The following is a 17,002-nucleotide window of genomic DNA, read 5'->3' as shown; positions in this document are numbered from 1 at the left end:
CTCATTCGTTTCAAGGAAAAGACGGCGTTTCAAGCGAACTGCGGCGTTTGGCCAGCGCGCGTTCGCGGGCGAAGGCGTAAATCCCCGATCCCACGACCAGGACCGAGCCGATCAGCATGGAAAGGCTGGGCCTTTCGCCGAAGACGACCATCGCCAGCACGATGGCAAAGACCAGCCTTGTATAGCGGTAAGGCGCCACGACCGAGACCTCGCCCAGCCGCATCGCCGCCACCACCGCGTAATAGCCGAAGAGCCCGGCGATCAGCGCGCCGCCCAGGCCGGCCCATTGCCAGGGGGTGGGCGGCACGAAGCCGTGCCCCATCAGCGCCATCAGCAGCCCGCCCGCCGGCACCAGCCCCAGATAGGCCCAGGCCGCCACCTGAAAGGTGCCGATCCGCGCCGGCATCATCCGCGTTGCCAGATCGCGCACCGCCAGCACCAGAACGCAGCCCACGGTCAGCAGGCCGGTCGGGTCAAACTCGGCCTGCCAGGGCCCCAGGATCACCAGAACGCCGGCCAGCCCCACCAGCACCGACAGCCAGCGCCGCCAGCCGACCTGTTCCCCCAGAACCAGCGCCGCGCCGGCCACGACGACCAGAGGCGAGGCCTGCAACAGCGCCGCCGTCATCGACAGCGGCGCCAGCGCCAGCGCGACGATGTAGAGCATGGCCGCCGCCGCCTCGGCCAGGGTGCGCACCAGGGGCACGCCGCGCAGGGCATCGCGGATGAGGACGGGTTCCCCTCGGCTTGCGGCCAGCGCCCAGAACACCAGCGCCCCGGCGGCGCCGGTCAGCATGAGCACCTCGCCCGGGGGCAGGGCTTCGGCGGCGCGTTTCAGGAACAGGTCTTCCACGGCGAAAAATGCCATCGAGCCGACCATAAGGCCCGCGGCCCGCGAATTTTCGGCCGCTTGCGGCGTTGTCATCAGTCTCTCCCGGTTCCGGTGCAGGCGCGCGGCCTGCACCGGCGCGGGATGGTGGGTCAGCGATAGATGCGGGGGGCGCCCGCGCGGTCATGCAGCGCGTTCACCTCTTCGGGGGTCAGTTCCAGGGCCTGGGCAAGCGCGTGGAGGTATTCCGCCTCGGCCTGCTGGTCCAGATCAATGGCCATCAGCGACAGGGTGTAGACCTTGGGCTCCATCCCCGCCGGAACCGACCGTGCAAGCCCTTCCACATCGACCGGGCGGGACAGTTCGGCATTCACCGCCTTCACTTCGGCCGCGGTGGCATCGCCCATGGCATCGAAGAGCTTCTTCTTCTCGGCCTCGTCCAGATTGCCGTCGCATTTCACGGCCTGAATCACGGCACGCAGAAGAAGGGCTGCCGAGAGTTCTTCTTCCTGCTCGGGTTCGGGCAGGATCATCGGCTTGCCGACCGCCGTCTTGCTGGCGACGGTCTTGCTGCCGGCCAGTACCTGATCCAGCAGGTCGCCCACGCCGCCGCCGCTGCCGGATTCCCGGCCGGCCTTGGAGGTGCCGGTCAACTGGCCCAGAAGATCCTCAAGCCCGCCCTTCGGCGCCGAGGCGCGCGGGTTGCTGCGCTTGGTGCCGGACAGTTGGTCCAGCAGATCGCCCAGCCCGCCGCCGGCAGTACCGCTGTCCCGGCTGGTGGGGGCGGTTTTCTGCGTGCCGCCCCCCAAAAGATCGCCCAGCAGATCGCCAAGGCCGCCGCCTTGCGGGCTGGCCTGCGGGGTGCGGGTGGTGCCCTTGCTGCCGCCGCCAAGGATGTCACCCATCATGTCTTCCAGGCCGCCGCGATTGCCACCGTCATAGCGGGTGCCGCGACCGGCACTTGTGGTGTCGGTGCCAGCACCGGCGCCCTTGGTCATGCTGGAAATGCCCTTCGCGATCGCGACGCCGATCGCCACCTTCAACAACGTCTTGCCGAGACTCATGACTCACCTCTCCCAGGATCCGGTCCTTTGGGGCACAGCGTCGCTTGCCCCCGGAACGCGGTCAATGGCAAAAGGGCGCGATGCGGACAGCGGGGGGCGGGGATGCGCAAGGACAGGCTTGATGGCACCGGCCTTGCGCTGCTGCTGGGGGTGCAGGCGCTGCTGGCCTTCAACCAGATCATCGTCAAGGTGGTGAATGTGGGGTTGCAGCCGGTGTTCTTTGCCGGGCTGCGGTCGGCGCTGGCCATCGGCTTCGTCTGGGGCTGGCTGGTCTGGCGGGGCCGTCCGCCCAAGATCCGGCGGCAGGCCGTTCTGCCGGGGCTGGCCATCGGAACCGTCTTCGCGGCCGAATTCCTGTTTCTGTTCCTGGCCATCGACCTGACGACCGTCGGCCGGGCGGCGATCATCTTCTATTCCATGCCGGTCTGGTTCGCGATTCTGGCGCATTTCGGTCTGGGCGAGCGGATCACGCCAACCCGCGGGCTTGGCCTTGTGCTGGCGTTTCTGGGCGCGGCCTATGCGATTGTATCTGGCGCCGGCACCGGCGAGGGCAGCCTTCTGGGCGATCTTTGCGCGCTTGGCGGGGCCTTTGGCTGGGCGCTGACCGCCTATATCGCGCGCCGCCCGGTGATGCGGGCGGAAGGCCCCGAGATGCAGTTGTTCTGGATGGTCCTTGTCTCGGCGCCCATCCTTTTGCTGCTGGCGCCTGCCTTCGGCCCGCTGATCCGCGAGTTGCAACCTGTGCACCTGTTCTGGCTGGTGTTTCAGGCCTCGGTCGTGGTGGCGGGGGGCTTCATTGCCTGGCTGTGGCTGATGTCGGTCTATCCCGCTTCGACCGTGGCGGCCTTCTCGTTCCTGACGCCGGTCTTCTCGCTGTTCCTGGGCGCTCTTGTGTTTGGTGAGTCGCTGACCAGCGCGATTCTGGTGTCCGCGGCACTGGTCGCGGCGGGCATCGCGCTGATCAACCGCGCTCCCCGGCGCTGAGGCAGGGAATCGGCCGGCGGCGGGGCCCGGGCCGGGCAGGGCGGTCGCGCCCGGTTATACCCCGTTGATCCGTTGCCACAGCGTTTTGCCGCAAACGCCCGGATCACGCCGCAAAACCGGCACTCTTCAGAAATCACTCCAGTGCTTGTCCACAAGATCGCCCACAAGACCCCGGCGGGGAGGGCGCGGAAAAGTTAACAAATCTGTGAAGGTCGGGTCGGGAACGGACGAAAACGTCAAGCCGGAAAATCGGGTCTGGCCACAAAAAAACCGTTTGATCCTGCCGGGCGAATACGACAGTTTGACTGCGCGGCCGAACGAGACACTACATCTAGTGCGGCCGGTGAGGGACCAGCAGAGCTTCCAGACAGGCGCCCGGATCGCTTCCGTGGCGAGCCGACCCGCTGTTCGCGGGTCGGGGCCAAGCAATGTTGCCCCCGCCGGACACGGCCAGGGAAACGGGGACATGCCGCCGGACCATCCGGGTTGCAGCGGCCAAAATGAAGGACCAGGGGCCATGAAGATCGAGCGCAAGTTTACCACCGAAGCCACCGGCGCCTATGGGGCCATGGCCTTCGCGACGACCACCTCGGAAATCCGCAATCCCGATGGCAAGGTCGTGTTCAAGAACGATGCCGTCGAAGTGCCCGAAGGCTGGAGCCAGGTCGCCTCGGACGTGCTGGCGCAGAAGTATTTTCGCAAGGCCGGCGTTCCCGCCCGGCTGAAGCGCGTCAAGGAAAAGGGCGTGCCCGAATTCCTCTGGCGCTCGGTCCCTGACGAAGAGGCGCTGGCCAAGCTGCCGGCCGAAGCCCGCTATGTGGGCGAGACCAGCGCCAAGCAGGTGTTCGACCGGCTGGCCGGGGCCTGGGCCTATTGGGGCTGGAAGGGGGGTTACTTCACCTCTGAAGCCGATGCCCGCGCCTATTTCGACGAGATGCGCTTCATGCTGGCCCGCCAGATGGCCGCCCCGAATTCGCCCCAGTGGTTCAACACCGGCCTGCATTGGGCCTATGGCGTGGATGGTCCTGCGCAGGGGCATTACTACGTTGACCATAAGACCGGCGTGCTGACCAAATCCGACAGCGCCTATGAACACCCGCAGCCCCATGCCTGCTTCATCCAGTCGGTCTCGGACGATCTGGTGAACGAAGGCGGCATCATGGACCTGTGGGTCCGCGAGGCGCGGCTGTTCAAATACGGTTCGGGCACCGGCACCAACTTCTCGTCCTTGCGGGGCGAGGGCGAAAAACTGTCGGGCGGCGGCAAGTCCAGCGGTCTGATGGGCTTCCTCAAGATCGGCGACCGCGCGGCCGGCGCCATCAAGTCGGGCGGTACCACGCGGCGCGCCGCCAAGATGGTGATCTGCGACATGGATCACCCCGATATTGAACAGTTCATCAACTGGAAGGTCATCGAGGAGCAGAAGGTTGCGTCGCTGGTGGCCGGGTCCAAGGCGCATGAGCTGCGCCTGAACGACATCTTCGCCGCCATCCGCGAATGGGATGGCAGCAGCGAAGCCGCCGTCGATCCGGCTAAGAACCCCGCGCTGAAGGCGGCGATCAAGGCGGCCAAGAAGGCGCTGATCCCCGACACCTATACCAACCGCATCCTGCAATACGCGCGGCAGGGCTTCGACAGCATCGAATTCCCGACCTATGACACCGACTGGGATTCCGAAGCCTACATCACCGTTTCGGGCCAGAACTCGAACAACTCGGTCCGCGTCACCGATGCCTTCCTGAAGGCGGTGCGCGACGACAAGCCGTGGGAGCTGATCCGCCGCACCGATGGCAAGGTCGCCAAGACCGTTTCAGCGCGCGAGCTGTGGGACCAGATCGGCCATGCCGCCTGGGCCTGCGCCGACCCCGGCATCCAGTTCCACGACACGGTGAACGCCTGGCACACCTGCCCGGAAGACGGGCCGATCCGCGGGTCGAACCCGTGCTCGGAATACATGTTCCTGGACGACACCGCCTGCAACTTGGCGTCGATGAACCTGCTGACCTTCTTCCGGGACGGCAAGTTCGATGCCGATGCCTATGTCCATGCCTCGCGGCTGTGGACGGTGACGCTGGAAGTCAGCGTGATGATGGCGCAGTTCCCGTCGAAGGAAATCGCGCAGCTCAGCTACGACTTCCGCACTCTGGGCCTGGGCTATGCCAATATCGGCGGCCTGCTGATGAACATGGGCCTTGGCTATGACTCGGCCGAAGGCCGGGCGCTGTGCGGCGCGCTGACCGCCATCATGACCGGCGTCGCCTATGCGACCAGCGCCGAAATGGCGCGCGAGCTGGGGGCCTTTGCCGGCTATGACCGCAACCGCGACCACATGCTGCGGGTGATCCGCAACCACCGCGCCGCGGCCTGGGGCAAGACCACCGGCTATGAAGGGCTGAACGTCAACCCGGTGGCGCTGGATCACGCGAACTGCCCCGACCAGACCCTTGTCGCCCTTGCGAAATCCGCCTGGGACGAGGCGCTGTCGCTGGGCGAAAAGCACGGCTTCCGCAACGCCCAGACCACCGTGATTGCCCCCACCGGCACCATCGGCCTGGTGATGGATTGCGACACCACCGGGATCGAGCCCGATTTCGCGCTGGTCAAGTTCAAGAAGCTGGCGGGCGGCGGCTACTTCAAGATCATCAACCAGTCGGTTCCGGCAGCGCTGGAAAAGCTGGGCTACCCCGGCCATCAGGTGGCCGAGATCGTGGCCCATGCCGTGGGCCATGGCTCGCTGGCGCAGGCGCCGGCGATCAACCACACCTCGCTGATCGGCCATGGCTTCGGCCCGGCCGAGATCGAGAAGGTCGAGGCCGCGCTGCCGACCGCCTTCGACATCAAGTTCGTCTTCAACCAATGGACGCTGGGCGCCGAGTTCTGCACCAAGACGCTTGGCATCCCGGATGAAAAGCTGAACGACCCGACCTTTGACCTGCTGCGCCACCTTGGCTTCAGCAAGGCCCAGATCGACGCCGCGAATGACCATGTTTGCGGCACGATGACGCTGGAAGGCGCGCCCTTCCTGCGCCCCGAACACTACCCGGTGTTCGACTGCGCCAACCCCTGCGGCAAGACCGGCAAGCGGTATCTTTCGGTAGAAAGCCACATCTACATGATGGCCGCCGCGCAGTCCTTCATCTCGGGTGCGATCTCGAAGACGATCAACATGCCGAATTCGGCCTCGATCGCGGAAACGCTGGCGGCCTATGAGCTGTCACATTCGCTGGGCATCAAGGCCAACGCGCTGTATCGCGACGGATCGAAGCTGTCGCAACCGCTGGCCTCGGCGCTGATCGAGGACGACGAAGAAGCCGAGGAAATTCTTGCCACCGGGTCGGCGCAGGAAAAGGCGATGGTGATTGCCGAGAAGATCGTCGAGAAGGTGATCGTCAAGGAAATCGTCCGCAGCCACCGCGAAAAGCTGCCCGAGCGCCGCAAGGGCTATACCCAGAAGGCCATTGTCGGCGGCCATAAGGTGTATCTGCGCACCGGCGAGTATCAGGACGGCAGCCTTGGCGAGATCTTCATCGACATGCACAAGGAAGGCGCGGGCTTCCGGGCGATGATGAACAACTTCGCCATCGCTGTGAGCGTCGGGCTGCAATACGGTGTTCCGCTGGAAGAATTCGTCGAAGCCTTCACCTTCACCCGGTTTGAACCGGCGGGCATGGTGCAGGGCAATGACAGCATCAAGAACGCCACCTCGATCCTGGACTACATCTTCCGCGAACTGGCGATCAGCTACCTTGACCGCACCGATCTGGCGCATGTCGCGCCGAAGGGCCACAGCTTCGACGAGATGGGCCGCGGCGACGATGAGGGCAAGCGCAACTTCGGCGAGGTCTCGGACACCGCCGCCACCAAATCGGTGGAACTGCTGAAGTCGATCTCCTCGACCGGCTATCTGCGCAAGCGCCTGCCGCAAGAGCTGATGGTGTTCCAGGGCGGCGGCAACAGCGGCGCCATCGCCTTTGCCAATGGCACCGATCCGACGGCCGCGCTCAACATGCTGGTGCCCGAGGTCCGCACGGCGGGTCTGGCCGAAACCTCGGCGGTGGTGCTTGGCGCGGTGACGGCCGACGCCCGCACCAAGGCCAAGATGCAGGGCTATACCGGCGATCCTTGCGGGGAATGTGGCAACTACACGCTGGTGCGCAACGGTACCTGCCTGAAGTGCAACACCTGCGGCGGGACCACCGGCTGTAGCTGAGGCGACCTGCAAACGAACACAAGGAAGGCCTGCGCAAGCAGGCCTTCTGTCATTTGCGGACAGGCCTTGCCCGCCGGGGCGGCACCAAAACGGTTGATCTCGGGCGCAACTCTCCGTAACCCCGGGACAGTTGGGGGACCGATCGCTTTTCGGGATTCTGCCAGAATTTACCGAAACCTGCCGGGCCCGGACCGGCAAGAAAGCGACAGGCCGTGACAGCAGACCAGCCTAAGACCCCGCGCACGGCGCGCGAATGGCTCAGCATCCTTGCGCAATACCGCGAACCTTCAACCTGGCGCAGCCTGTTCGAACTGGTGGCAACGCTGACGCCCTTCCTGGCGCTGTGGGTGCTGGCCTGGATGGCGCTTTCGGTCAGCCCCTGGCTGGCCCTGGCGCTGGCGGCGGCCAATGGGCTGTTTCTGGTGCGGATCTTCATCATCCAGCATGATTGCGGCCATGGCGCCTTTCTCAAGAACCGGCAGGCGCAGGATTGGGTTGGCCGCGTGCTGGGGGTGCTGACGCTGACGCCCTATGCGGTGTGGCGGCGCACCCATTCCATCCACCATGCCCATCACGGTGATCTGGATCATCGCGGCATCGGCGACGTGCTGACGCTGACCATCGCGGAATACCGCGCGCGGTCTGCCTTCGGGCGCTTCCTTTACCGGCTGTACCGGCACCCGTTCATCCTGTTCGTGCTGGGGCCAAGCTATCTGTTCATCCTGCAGAACCGGCTGCCCTTCGGGCTGATGAATTCGGGCTGGCGCTACTGGACCTCGGCCATGGGGACCAATGCGATGATCGGCATCGCGCTGGGGCTGATCCTCTGGTTCGGCGGCCTGCTGCCGGTGCTGCTGATCTTCCTGCCCACCTCGGTCATTGCCGCGACCATCGGGGTCTGGCTGTTCTACGTCCAGCACCAGTTCGAGGAAACCCACTGGTCCAAGGGAGAGGACTGGCAGTTGCACAATGCCGCGCTGGAGGGCAGCTCGCATTATGTCCTGCCGCAGCCCCTGCGCTGGCTGTCGGGGAACATCGGCATCCACCATGTTCACCACCTGTATTCCCGCATCCCGTTCTATCGCCTGACCGAAGTGATCCGCGAACACCGCGATCTGGCCGAGGCGCAGCGCCTGACCATCCGCGAAAGCCTGGCAACGGTGAAGCTGAACCTGTGGGATGAAGGGCAGGGTCGGCTGATGTCCTTTGCAGAAGCCCGTCGCCGCTATGGCATCGCCTGACTTCATCTTGGCAGAAATACCCCACGGGGGTCCGGGGGTGTGAAACCCCCGGCGCGTGCGTTCCGACAGCAACGTGACTTTCCCTTGCGGTCTGCGGCCCTATAGTGACCGGCGACCGACGGAAGCCGGCCGTCCCGTCGTATTACCGGCAACCCATGGGAATGACCGCCTTGACCACCGACCCGCGCCCCGATCTTGCCAGCCTGGCCCGCATGGCCCCCCGCCGCCGGTTCGGACTGTGGTTCTGGCTGGTGCTGGTGCTGGCCGTTGCCGCCGCCGGCACCGGCTGGTGGCTGACCCGCGCCCCCGCCGCCGTGACCTATGACACCAGTGCCGTCCGGCGCGGCGACCTGACCGTGACCGTGGTTGCCACCGGCACCATCCAGCCCACCACCAGCGTCGACATCTCCTCCGAACAGTCGGGCACCATCGCGGCGGTCGAGGTGGATTACAACGATGAGGTCGAGGTGGGGCAGGTGCTGGCGCGGCTGGATGACACCACGCTGAAAAGCCGTGTCACCACCGCCGAGGCGCAGCTTGCCTCGGCCCGGGCCAAGGTGATTCAGGCCGAAGCCACCGCGGCCGAGACGGCCGACGCCTGGGATTCCACCTCGGCGCTGGATCGCCGGGGCCTTGCCACCCGCACCACGGTGATTGCCGCCAAGGCCGCGCATGACCGCGCCATTGCCGCGGTCGAGATCGCCCGGGCCGATGTGACGCTGAGCGAGGCCGCCCTGACCGAAGCCCGCAACGATCTGGACAAGGCGGTGATCCGCGCGCCGATCAAGGGTATCGTGCTGAAACGATCGGCCGAAGTGGGGCAGATCGTGGCCGCCACGCTGAACGCGCCGGTCCTGTTCACGCTGGCCGAAGACCTGGCCCGGATGGACCTGCAGGTTGCGGTGGACGAGGCGGACATTGGCCGGGTCAAATCGGGCCAGACGGCCGAATTCACCGTTGATGCCTATCCCGGCCAGCGGTTCGAGGCGACGATCACCAGCCTGCGCTATGCGCCTGACGACAGCGACAGCGTGGTGACCTATACCGCCGTGCTGTCGGTCTCGAACGAAAAGCTGCTGCTGCGGCCCGGCATGACCGCCACCGCCACCATTACCATCGCCGAGGAAACCGATGCGCTGCTGATCCCGGTGACGGCGCTGCGCTATGCGCCGCCGCAGGCCGACAGTTCGGCCAGCCGGTCGGGGCGCGGGCTGATCGGCTATATCATGCCGTCACGCCCGCCGGGCACCACGGCGACCCGGGGCAAGGTGGATGGGTCGGGCGTCTGGGTGCTGCGCGGGGGAGAGCCGGTCCGCGTCAAGATCACCCCCGGCGCGACCGACGGGACCAGCATCGTCGTCACCTCGGACGAATTGCAGGAAGGCGACGAGGTGATCCTGGCACAGCGCGAGGCCGGCTGACCATGGCCGCGCCGCTGATCGAATTCCGCAACGTCTCACGCGTGTATGGTCAGGGCGAGGCCGAGGTGCGCGCGCTGGATGGCGTGGACCTGCGGATCGAGGCGGGGGAATTCGTGGCGGTGATGGGGCCGTCGGGATCGGGCAAATCGACCTCGATGAACATCATCGGCTGTCTCGACCGGCCCACGGGCGGCGAATACCTGTTCGAAGGCGTGCCGGTGCAGGGCCTGTCACCCGATGCGCGCGCCCTGCTGCGGCGGCATTATCTGGGCTTCGTGTTTCAGGGCTTCAACCTGCTGCCGCGCACCTCGGCGCTGGAGAATGTGGAACTGCCGCTGATCTACAAGGGCGTCAGCGGGCCCGAGCGCGACGCCCGCGCCCGGGCGGCGCTGGCCAAGGTGGGCCTTCAGGGCCGCGAGGGGCATGACCCGTCGCAACTGTCGGGCGGCCAGCAGCAGCGCGTGGCCATTGCCCGCGCGCTGGCCGGCAGCCCGACCGTCATTCTGGCCGACGAACCGACCGGCAACCTGGACAGCCACCGCAGCCACGAAATCCTGACGCTGTTGCAGGATCTGAACCGCGACGAGGGCATCACCATCGTCATGGTCACGCATGAGCCCGACATCGCCGCCTATGCCAAGCGGCTGGTGGTGTTCACCGATGGCAAGATCACCCGCGACGAACCCTCGGCCGCGCTGGCGCCCGGCCTGACCGGAGCGACGCCATGATCCTTGAGGCGGTTCGTTTGGCGCTGCGGTCGATCCTGCGCAACAAGCTGCGGTCCTTCCTGACCATCCTTGGCGTGGTGATCGGGGTGGGCGCGGTGATCGCCATGGTCACCGTTGGGCAGGGATCGTCACAGCAGGTGTCGGCCAGCGTGCAGAGCCTGGGGTCTGACATGGTGGTGCTGCGGCCGGGGCAGCGCGGCTTTGGCCCCGGATCAGGCCCGCCGGCGCGGCGCTTCACCTTGCGCGATTCCGACGCGCTGGCGCATCTGCCGGTGGTCCGCTCGGTGGCGCCGACCGCCAATGCCAGCGCGACCGTGGTCTTCGGCAATGCCAATGTCTCGACCTCGATCACCGGCAGCACCGAGGCCTGGGCGGAGATCTCGAACTGGACCTTCGCATCGGGGCGCAATTTCTCGGCCTCGGAAGCGCGGGCCGGGGCGCCGGTCTGCCTGCTGGGCCAGACGGTCCGCACCAAGCTGTTCGGTGCCAGCGATCCGGTGGGGCAGCAGGTGCGCGTCAAGGCCATTTCCTGCACCGTGGTCGGCCTTCTGGGGGCCAAGGGGGCGGGCAGTTTCGGGCAGGATCAGGATGACCTGATCGTCATGCCGGTGCGGCTGGTGCAGCGGCGGCTGAATGGCAATGACGAGGTGAACGCCATCCAGATCGGCATCGCGCCCGGGGTTTCCACCGCCGAGGCGATTGGCCAGATCACCGACCTGATGCGTGACCGGCGGCGCATCGGCATGGGGCAGGACGACGATTTCTCGGTCACCGACATGAAGGAAGTGGCGTCCATGCTGAACTCGATCAACTCGGTCCTGTCGGGGATGCTGTCTTCGGTGGCGGCGGTCAGCCTTCTGGTGGGCGGGATCGGCATCATGAACATCATGCTGGTGTCCGTCACCGAACGGACGCGGGAAATCGGCATCCGGCTGGCCATCGGGGCCACGGGGCGGCAGGTGCTGACGCAGTTTCTGGTCGAGGCGGTGGTGTTGTCGCTGTTCGGCGGGCTGATCGGCATCATCGTCGGGCTGGCGCTGGCCTGGGGGGCGGGGCGGTTCATGGCCATCCCCTTCGCGCCCGACCCGCTGGTGGTGCTGCTGGCCTTTGCCTTCTCGGCGGTGGTGGGTGTGGTCTTCGGCTTCTTCCCCGCGCGCCGTGCCGCCCGGCTGGACCCGATCGAGGCGCTGCGGCACCAGTAGCGCGTCAGTTATAGCGCATCGGCAGGGTGAAGCTGTAGCTGTCCTTCGCCAGCCCCTTGGGCGCGGCGGGGAAGCGGCCGGCGGCGCGGACGGCGGCAAGCGCGGCCTGATCCAGCGCTGCATGGCCGGATGAGGCCACGACCGCGGCCGACAAGAGCTTGCCGCTGCGGGCCACCACAAGCTGCACCTTCACCGTGCCGGTCGCACCTGCCGCGCTGCGCGGCGTGGATTTCCGCGCCTCGATGCGGGAGCGGATCTTGCCGCCCCAGGCGGTTTTCAGGTCGGTCTCGCTGGCGGCCCCGGCGCCGGCATCGGCGGCCTTTCCGGCGGCCCCGCTGGCCGCACCGCCCCCCGCACCGGCGGCCTTGGTCGCGGCCTCTGGCTGCGGGGCTGCGGGGCGTTTCTTCTTCTTGGCTTTTTTCTCGACCGGCTTGTCGGCCACCTTTTCCACGGGCTTGGGCGGCGGCGGGGCCGAGAAGGCGCCGTCGTCGGCGGGCGGGGCATCGGCCTGCGGCAGATCGGGGCGCAAAATCGGGGCGTCTGCCGGGGGCGGCGGCGTTTCGGCCGCTAGCGCGACCTCGGGCATTTCCGGCGGGGTTTCTGTCAGGCTTTCGGGCAGGGTTTCGGGCGTGACCGCGGGCACCTCGGGGGCAAGGTCGGGCACCAGATCGGCGGGGGTCATCAGCGTGACCTGCACCGCGGGCGGTGCGGGGCGGCTGAGGCTGTCAAGCCCTGCTTCCCCGGCGGCACCGGCATCCAGCCAGACCGGCGTGGCGACCAGCGCCAGCGCGGCCCCGGCGTGAAGCCCGGCCGAAACCAGCGCGGACCAGGGCGCGGCACGGGGCGACGGCGTGGCAGGCCCCGGCAGGGGGGCGGCGGTCAGTGCAGGCGCCGCGCCGGGCGGTGACAGATGCGCCAGCGCCTTTCCTGTGGTGACGGGGCCGGGAACAGGGCCAAGCGGCACGCGCGGCGCCGGCAAGGCACCGCCCCGCAGCGCCACCAATGCGGCGGCTGGCTTGGACAACCCGGTCATCCGTTTCTCCGAAGGTTCGGACGGCATCCGGTTGCGCGCCCGGCGGGGTGTTGTCAAGGGCTGGCCGTCTGCCGGGGGCCGGGCCGGCGCGGCGTTTCGCATCTGCAAGGGTTGAACCTGAGAACCGCTCTGTTAGGCTTTGGCGGATGAAGAAGCCGCAAGACAAGACCGCCCGGATGACCAAGGCCCTGCGCGAAGGCGGCGTGCGTGTCACGCGCCAGCGCGAAGCCTTGCTGAAGGTGCTGACCGAGGCCGCCGACCACCCGGATGCGGCCGAACTGCACCGCCGGGCGCAGGTGCTGGACGATACCGTGTCGCTGGCCACGGTCTATCGCACGCTGACGGTGCTGGAACGCGAAGGCGTGGTGCACCGCCATTCCTTCGAATCGGGCGGCGCGCGGTTCGAAGTGGCCGATCCGGTGCATCACGACCACATCGTCGACATCGACACCGGGCATATCATCGAATTCCGCAACGACAAGATCGAGGAATTGCAGCGCCTGATCGCGGCGGAGATGGGTTATGAAATCGTCCATCACCGGCTGGAGCTTTACTGTCGGAAGCTGGCGTAAGGGGCTGGTTTCCTGCGGGAAATCGCGCCGGAGCCTTGAAGGCTCCGGGGTTAGCCGATGATCTGGAACTCGCGCCGGATGGGCGCGGTTTCCCTGAACCACCGGCTTTCGCGGGTGCGGGTCTGATGGGCGTCAAAGGCGGCGCGGTCGGTGAAGGTTTCGTTCACCTGCCAGACCAGCGGGTCGCCGGTCGGGACCACATCGAAGGACAGGCAGCCGGGTTCGGCCCGGGTCAGCCGGATGTGGTCAGGCAGATAAAGCCGCACCAGGGCCGCTTGCGCCGCATCGGTGCAGATCAGGCGGCCGGTCAGGGTGATCATGGCAGGGTCCGCGCGAAACCCGCGCCCGGATCTTCTGCAAGATCCGGGGCGGGGCTCATTCCAGCTCGATCGTGCCGGGGGGCTTCGAGGTGCAGTCGTAGAAGACGCGGTTCACGCCCTTCACTTCGTTGATGATCCGCGTGGCGGTTTCGCCAAGGAAATCATGGGTGAAGGGATAGTAATCGGCGGTCATGCCGTCGACCGAGGTGACCGCGCGCAGCGCCAGCGCATAGTCATAGGTGCGCCCGTCGCCCATCACGCCCACGGTGCGCATCGGCAGGATGGCCGCGAAGGCCTGCCAGATGTCATCGTAAAGCCCGTGCTTGCGGATCTGGTCGATATAGACCGCATCGGCGCGGCGCAGAATCTCCAGCTTTTCGCGGGTGATTTCGCCGGGGCAGCGGATCGCAAGGCCGGGGCCGGGGAAGGGATGGCGGCCGATGAAGGATTGCGGCAGGCCCAGTTCGCGGCCAAGGGCGCGGACTTCATCCTTGAACAGCTCGCGCAGCGGTTCCACCAGCTTGAGGCCCATCTTTTCCGGCAGGCCGCCGACATTGTGGTGCGACTTGATGGTGACCGAGGGGCCGCCCGAGAAGGAGACCGATTCAATCACGTCGGGGTAAAGCGTGCCCTGCGCCAGAAACTGGGCGCCGCCCACCTCATGCGCGTGTTTCTGGAACACGTCGATGAACAGCTTGCCGATGGTCTTGCGCTTCACCTCGGGGTCGCTGATGCCTTCCAGCGCGCCAAGGAACAGGTCGCTTTCGTCGGCATGGATCAGCGGCATGTTGTAATGGTCGCGGAACATGCTGACGACCTGTTCCGCCTCGCCCAGACGCAGCAGGCCGTGGTCAACGAAGACGCAGGTCAGCTGGTCGCCGATGGCTTCGTGGATCAGCACGGCGGCGACCGAGGAATCGACCCCGCCGGACAGGCCGCAGATCACCTTGGCGTCGCCCACCTGTTCGCGGATCTTGCGGATCGCTTCTTCGCGGTAGGCGCCCATGGTCCAGTCGCCCTTGAAGCCGGCGAGATGGACGAAGTTTTCATACAGTTTCGCGCCGCGCGGGGTGTGGTGCACCTCGGGGTGGAACTGCACGGCGTAGAACCGGCGGTCAGGGTCGGCGGTGATGGCGAAGGGCGCGTTGGGCGAGGTGCCGTAGACGCGGAAGCCGGGGGCGATTTTCGACACATGGTCGCCGTGGCTCATCCAGACCTGTTCGTCGCCCGCATCGAACCAGCCGTCCAGAAGCGGCAGGCGGTCGGCGGTGGGGGTGACGAAGGCCTTGCCGAATTCGGCGGTGCCGTGGCCGCCTTCGACATGGCCGCCCAGGACGTGCATCATCACCTGCTGGCCGTAGCAGATGCCCAGGATCGGCACGCCCAGATCGAACACGCCTTTCGGCGGCATCGGGGCGCCGTCCCAGTAAACGCTGGCCGGCCCGCCCGAGAAGATCACGGCCTTGGGGGCGAACGCCTGAAGAAAGGCCTCGTCCACGCGGTTGTAGGGATGGATTTCGCAATAGACGTTCAGCTCGCGCAGGCGGCGGGCGATGAGCTGCGTGACTTGCGAGCCGAAGTCGATGATGAGGAGGCGGTCATGCTGGGTCATGCGCCCGCGTAGCGCGCAAGGGCTGGCGTGGCAAGAGGGCGGTTGGCCGGGTGAACGGGTATTTGGGCCAAGTGGAAGCCGGGGTCGTTTTCCGGCGCGAGCCGTGTCGCTTTTGGCGGTCATGCGCCGCAATCGGGGGGCGGGGCGGGCGGGTTTGCGGGCATAAGGACGGCAACGGATTCCCCTTTGGAGGCGGAGATGAGCGAGACGGATGTGGCGGAAGCAGGGGCAGGCCGGCGGGCGCGGGGCGGTGGCGGCAGCGCGCGGCGGGCCGAGCGCACGGCGGTCAGCTTCGAGACCGCGCGCTATATCGAGCGCAACATCCCGAATTTCGAGATCCTGAACGAAGAGGCGTTGCAGATCATCGAGTACAACGCCGAGACGGTGCTGGAAGAGATCGGCGTCAACTTCGTGGAAAACCCGGGCGCGCTGGTGCGCTGGCGTGAAGCCGGGGCCGATGTGCGGGGCGAGCGGGTGCATATTCCGCGCGGCCTGGCGCGGCAGTTGTGCGCCTCGGCGCCCGGCAGCTTTACCCAGCACGCCCGCAACCCGGCCCGCAACGTGGAAATCGGTGGCAAGGGGCTGGTGCTGGCGCCGGTCTATGGCCCGCCCTTTGTCCGCGATGCGGAAGGCGGGCGTCGCTATGCGACGATGGAGGATTTCCGCAACTTCGTGAAGCTGGGCTACATGTCCAAATGGCTGCACCATTCGGGCGGCACGGTCTGCGAACCGACCGACATTCCGGTGAACAAGCGGCATTTCGACATGCTGCTGGCCCATATGACACTGAGCGACAAGCCCTATATGGGATCGGTCACCGAACCCAGCCGGGCGGCGGATTCGGTCGAGATGTCGAAGATCCTGTTCGGCGATGATTTCGTTGAACAGAACACGGTGATGACCAGCCTGATCAACATCAACAGCCCGATGACCTTTGACGGCATCATGATGGGCGCGCTTGAGGTTTATGCGCAGGCCAATCAGGCGGCGATCATCAGCCCGTTCATCGTCGGGGGCGCCATGGCGCCGGTGACGGTGGCCGGCACGCTGACGCAGGTGCTGGCCGAATGTCTGGCCGGGGTGGCCTACAGCCAGCTTGTCCGCAAGGGCGCGCCCGTCATCATGGGGGCCTTCGTCACCAGCATCGACATGAACAGCGGCGCGCCGACCTTCGGCACGCCCGAGGCGGCACATATCACCTATGGCGCGGGGCAGTTGGCGCGGCGGCTGGGGCTGCCCTATCGCAGCGGCGGTGCGTTCTGCGGATCGAAGCTGCCCGACGCGCAGGCGGCCTATGAAACGGCCAACAGCCTGAACATGGCGCTGCTGGCCGGTGTCAACTTCATGCTGCACGCCTGCGGCTGGCTGGAGGGCGGTCTTGTGTCGTCCTACGAGAAGTTCGTGATGGATGCCGACCAGTTGGGCTGCCTGCACGGGCTGGCCAAGGGCGTGGCGGTGGATGCCAACGGGCAGGGCATGGACGCGATCCGCGAGGTCGGGCCCGGCGGTCACTATTTGGGCTGCGAACATACCCAGGCCAACTTCAAGTCGGCCTTCTGGCGCACCGACCTGCTGGATTACAAACCCTTCGAGACCTGGGAAGAGGAAGGCGCGCGCGACACGCAGGCGCTGGCGTCGGCCCGGGTGAAGAAGATGCTGGGCGACTATCAGGCGCCGGCGCTGGACGAAGGCAAGCGCGAGGCGCTGGAAGCCTATGTCGCGCGCCGCAAGAGCGAGATGCCCGACGCTTTCCTGTAAGCGCCCGATCCGCCGGCACGCTTAACCG

At 66.6% G+C, this 17,002-nt stretch carries 13 protein-coding genes; 8 read left to right on the top strand and 5 right to left on the bottom strand.

From position 1 onward, the window contains the following. Positions 1 to 10 precede the first annotated feature (10 nt). Both B6K69_RS02280 and B6K69_RS02275 read right to left on the bottom strand, forming a co-directional pair. Positions 11 to 925, bottom strand: coding sequence for a DMT family transporter (locus B6K69_RS02280; protein WP_108642623.1), 915 nt, complete (start codon positions 923 to 925; stop codon positions 11 to 13). Positions 926 to 981: 56 nt separating this feature from the next. Then, positions 982 to 1,893 (bottom strand): tellurite resistance TerB family protein, encoded by a 912-nt coding sequence (locus B6K69_RS02275; protein ID WP_108642622.1) that lies wholly within the window; start codon positions 1,891 to 1,893, stop codon positions 982 to 984. A 102-nt stretch (positions 1,894 to 1,995) separates the two neighbouring features. On the opposite strand from B6K69_RS02275, the gene B6K69_RS02270 reads away from it, so the two are divergent. The 6 genes from B6K69_RS02270 to B6K69_RS02245 all read left to right on the top strand — a co-directional run bounded on the left by B6K69_RS02270 (position 1,996) and on the right by B6K69_RS02245 (position 11,679). Further along, positions 1,996 to 2,877 (top strand): DMT family transporter, encoded by an 882-nt coding sequence (locus tag B6K69_RS02270; protein ID WP_107674865.1) that lies wholly within the window; start codon positions 1,996 to 1,998, stop codon positions 2,875 to 2,877. 517 nt (positions 2,878 to 3,394) lie between these two features. Beyond that, positions 3,395 to 7,087 (top strand): vitamin B12-dependent ribonucleotide reductase, encoded by a 3,693-nt coding sequence (locus B6K69_RS02265; protein ID WP_108642621.1) that lies wholly within the window; start codon positions 3,395 to 3,397, stop codon positions 7,085 to 7,087. Between the two features lie 212 nt (positions 7,088 to 7,299). Continuing rightward, positions 7,300 to 8,328: a fatty acid desaturase gene (locus B6K69_RS02260; protein ID WP_108642620.1), complete on the top strand. Its 1,029-nt coding sequence runs from the start codon at positions 7,300 to 7,302 to the stop codon at positions 8,326 to 8,328. Positions 8,329 to 8,489: 161 nt separating this feature from the next. Continuing rightward, positions 8,490 to 9,749, top strand: coding sequence for an efflux RND transporter periplasmic adaptor subunit (locus B6K69_RS02255; protein ID WP_108642619.1), 1,260 nt, complete (start codon positions 8,490 to 8,492; stop codon positions 9,747 to 9,749). A gap of 2 nt (positions 9,750 to 9,751) precedes the next feature. Then, positions 9,752 to 10,477 carry an ABC transporter ATP-binding protein gene (locus tag B6K69_RS02250; RefSeq protein WP_108642618.1) on the top strand — a complete coding sequence of 242 codons (726 nt, stop codon included), beginning with the start codon at positions 9,752 to 9,754 and terminating at the stop codon, positions 10,475 to 10,477. After that, entirely contained in the window at positions 10,474 to 11,679 is a 1,206-nt protein-coding gene (locus B6K69_RS02245) for an ABC transporter permease (protein WP_107672714.1), read from the top strand. Before B6K69_RS02250 ends, B6K69_RS02245 begins: the two co-directional genes overlap by 4 nt. Before the next feature lie 4 nt (positions 11,680 to 11,683). On the opposite strand, the gene B6K69_RS02240 is transcribed toward B6K69_RS02245, so the two are convergent. Continuing rightward, positions 11,684 to 12,712, bottom strand: a complete 1,029-nt coding sequence (locus B6K69_RS02240) for a TonB family protein (protein WP_123876515.1) — start codon at positions 12,710 to 12,712, stop codon at positions 11,684 to 11,686. 146 nt (positions 12,713 to 12,858) lie between these two features. Between B6K69_RS02240 and B6K69_RS02235 the strand changes: the two genes are divergently transcribed. Next, positions 12,859 to 13,284, top strand: coding sequence for a Fur family transcriptional regulator (locus B6K69_RS02235; RefSeq protein ID WP_107672716.1), 426 nt, complete (start codon positions 12,859 to 12,861; stop codon positions 13,282 to 13,284). Positions 13,285 to 13,334: 50 nt separating this feature from the next. Here the strand turns inward: B6K69_RS02235 and B6K69_RS02230 are convergent, their stop codons facing one another. Then, entirely contained in the window at positions 13,335 to 13,604 is a 270-nt protein-coding gene (locus B6K69_RS02230; protein WP_108642616.1) for a putative quinol monooxygenase, read from the bottom strand. A gap of 55 nt (positions 13,605 to 13,659) precedes the next feature. Next, positions 13,660 to 15,216, bottom strand: a complete 1,557-nt coding sequence (guaA, locus tag B6K69_RS02225; RefSeq protein ID WP_108642615.1) for a glutamine-hydrolyzing GMP synthase — start codon at positions 15,214 to 15,216, stop codon at positions 13,660 to 13,662. A gap of 198 nt (positions 15,217 to 15,414) precedes the next feature. Between guaA and B6K69_RS02220 the strand changes: the two genes are divergently transcribed. Then, positions 15,415 to 16,974 carry a trimethylamine methyltransferase family protein gene (locus tag B6K69_RS02220; protein ID WP_108642614.1) on the top strand — a complete coding sequence of 520 codons (1,560 nt, stop codon included), beginning with the start codon at positions 15,415 to 15,417 and terminating at the stop codon, positions 16,972 to 16,974. Positions 16,975 to 17,002 lie beyond the last annotated feature (28 nt).

It is taken from the genome of Pseudogemmobacter blasticus (assembly GCF_003071405.1).
In the GTDB taxonomy this organism is placed as follows: Bacteria; Pseudomonadota; Alphaproteobacteria; order Rhodobacterales; family Rhodobacteraceae; genus Pseudogemmobacter; species Pseudogemmobacter blasticus.
This window is presented reverse-complemented; position numbering and strand designations above follow the sequence as displayed.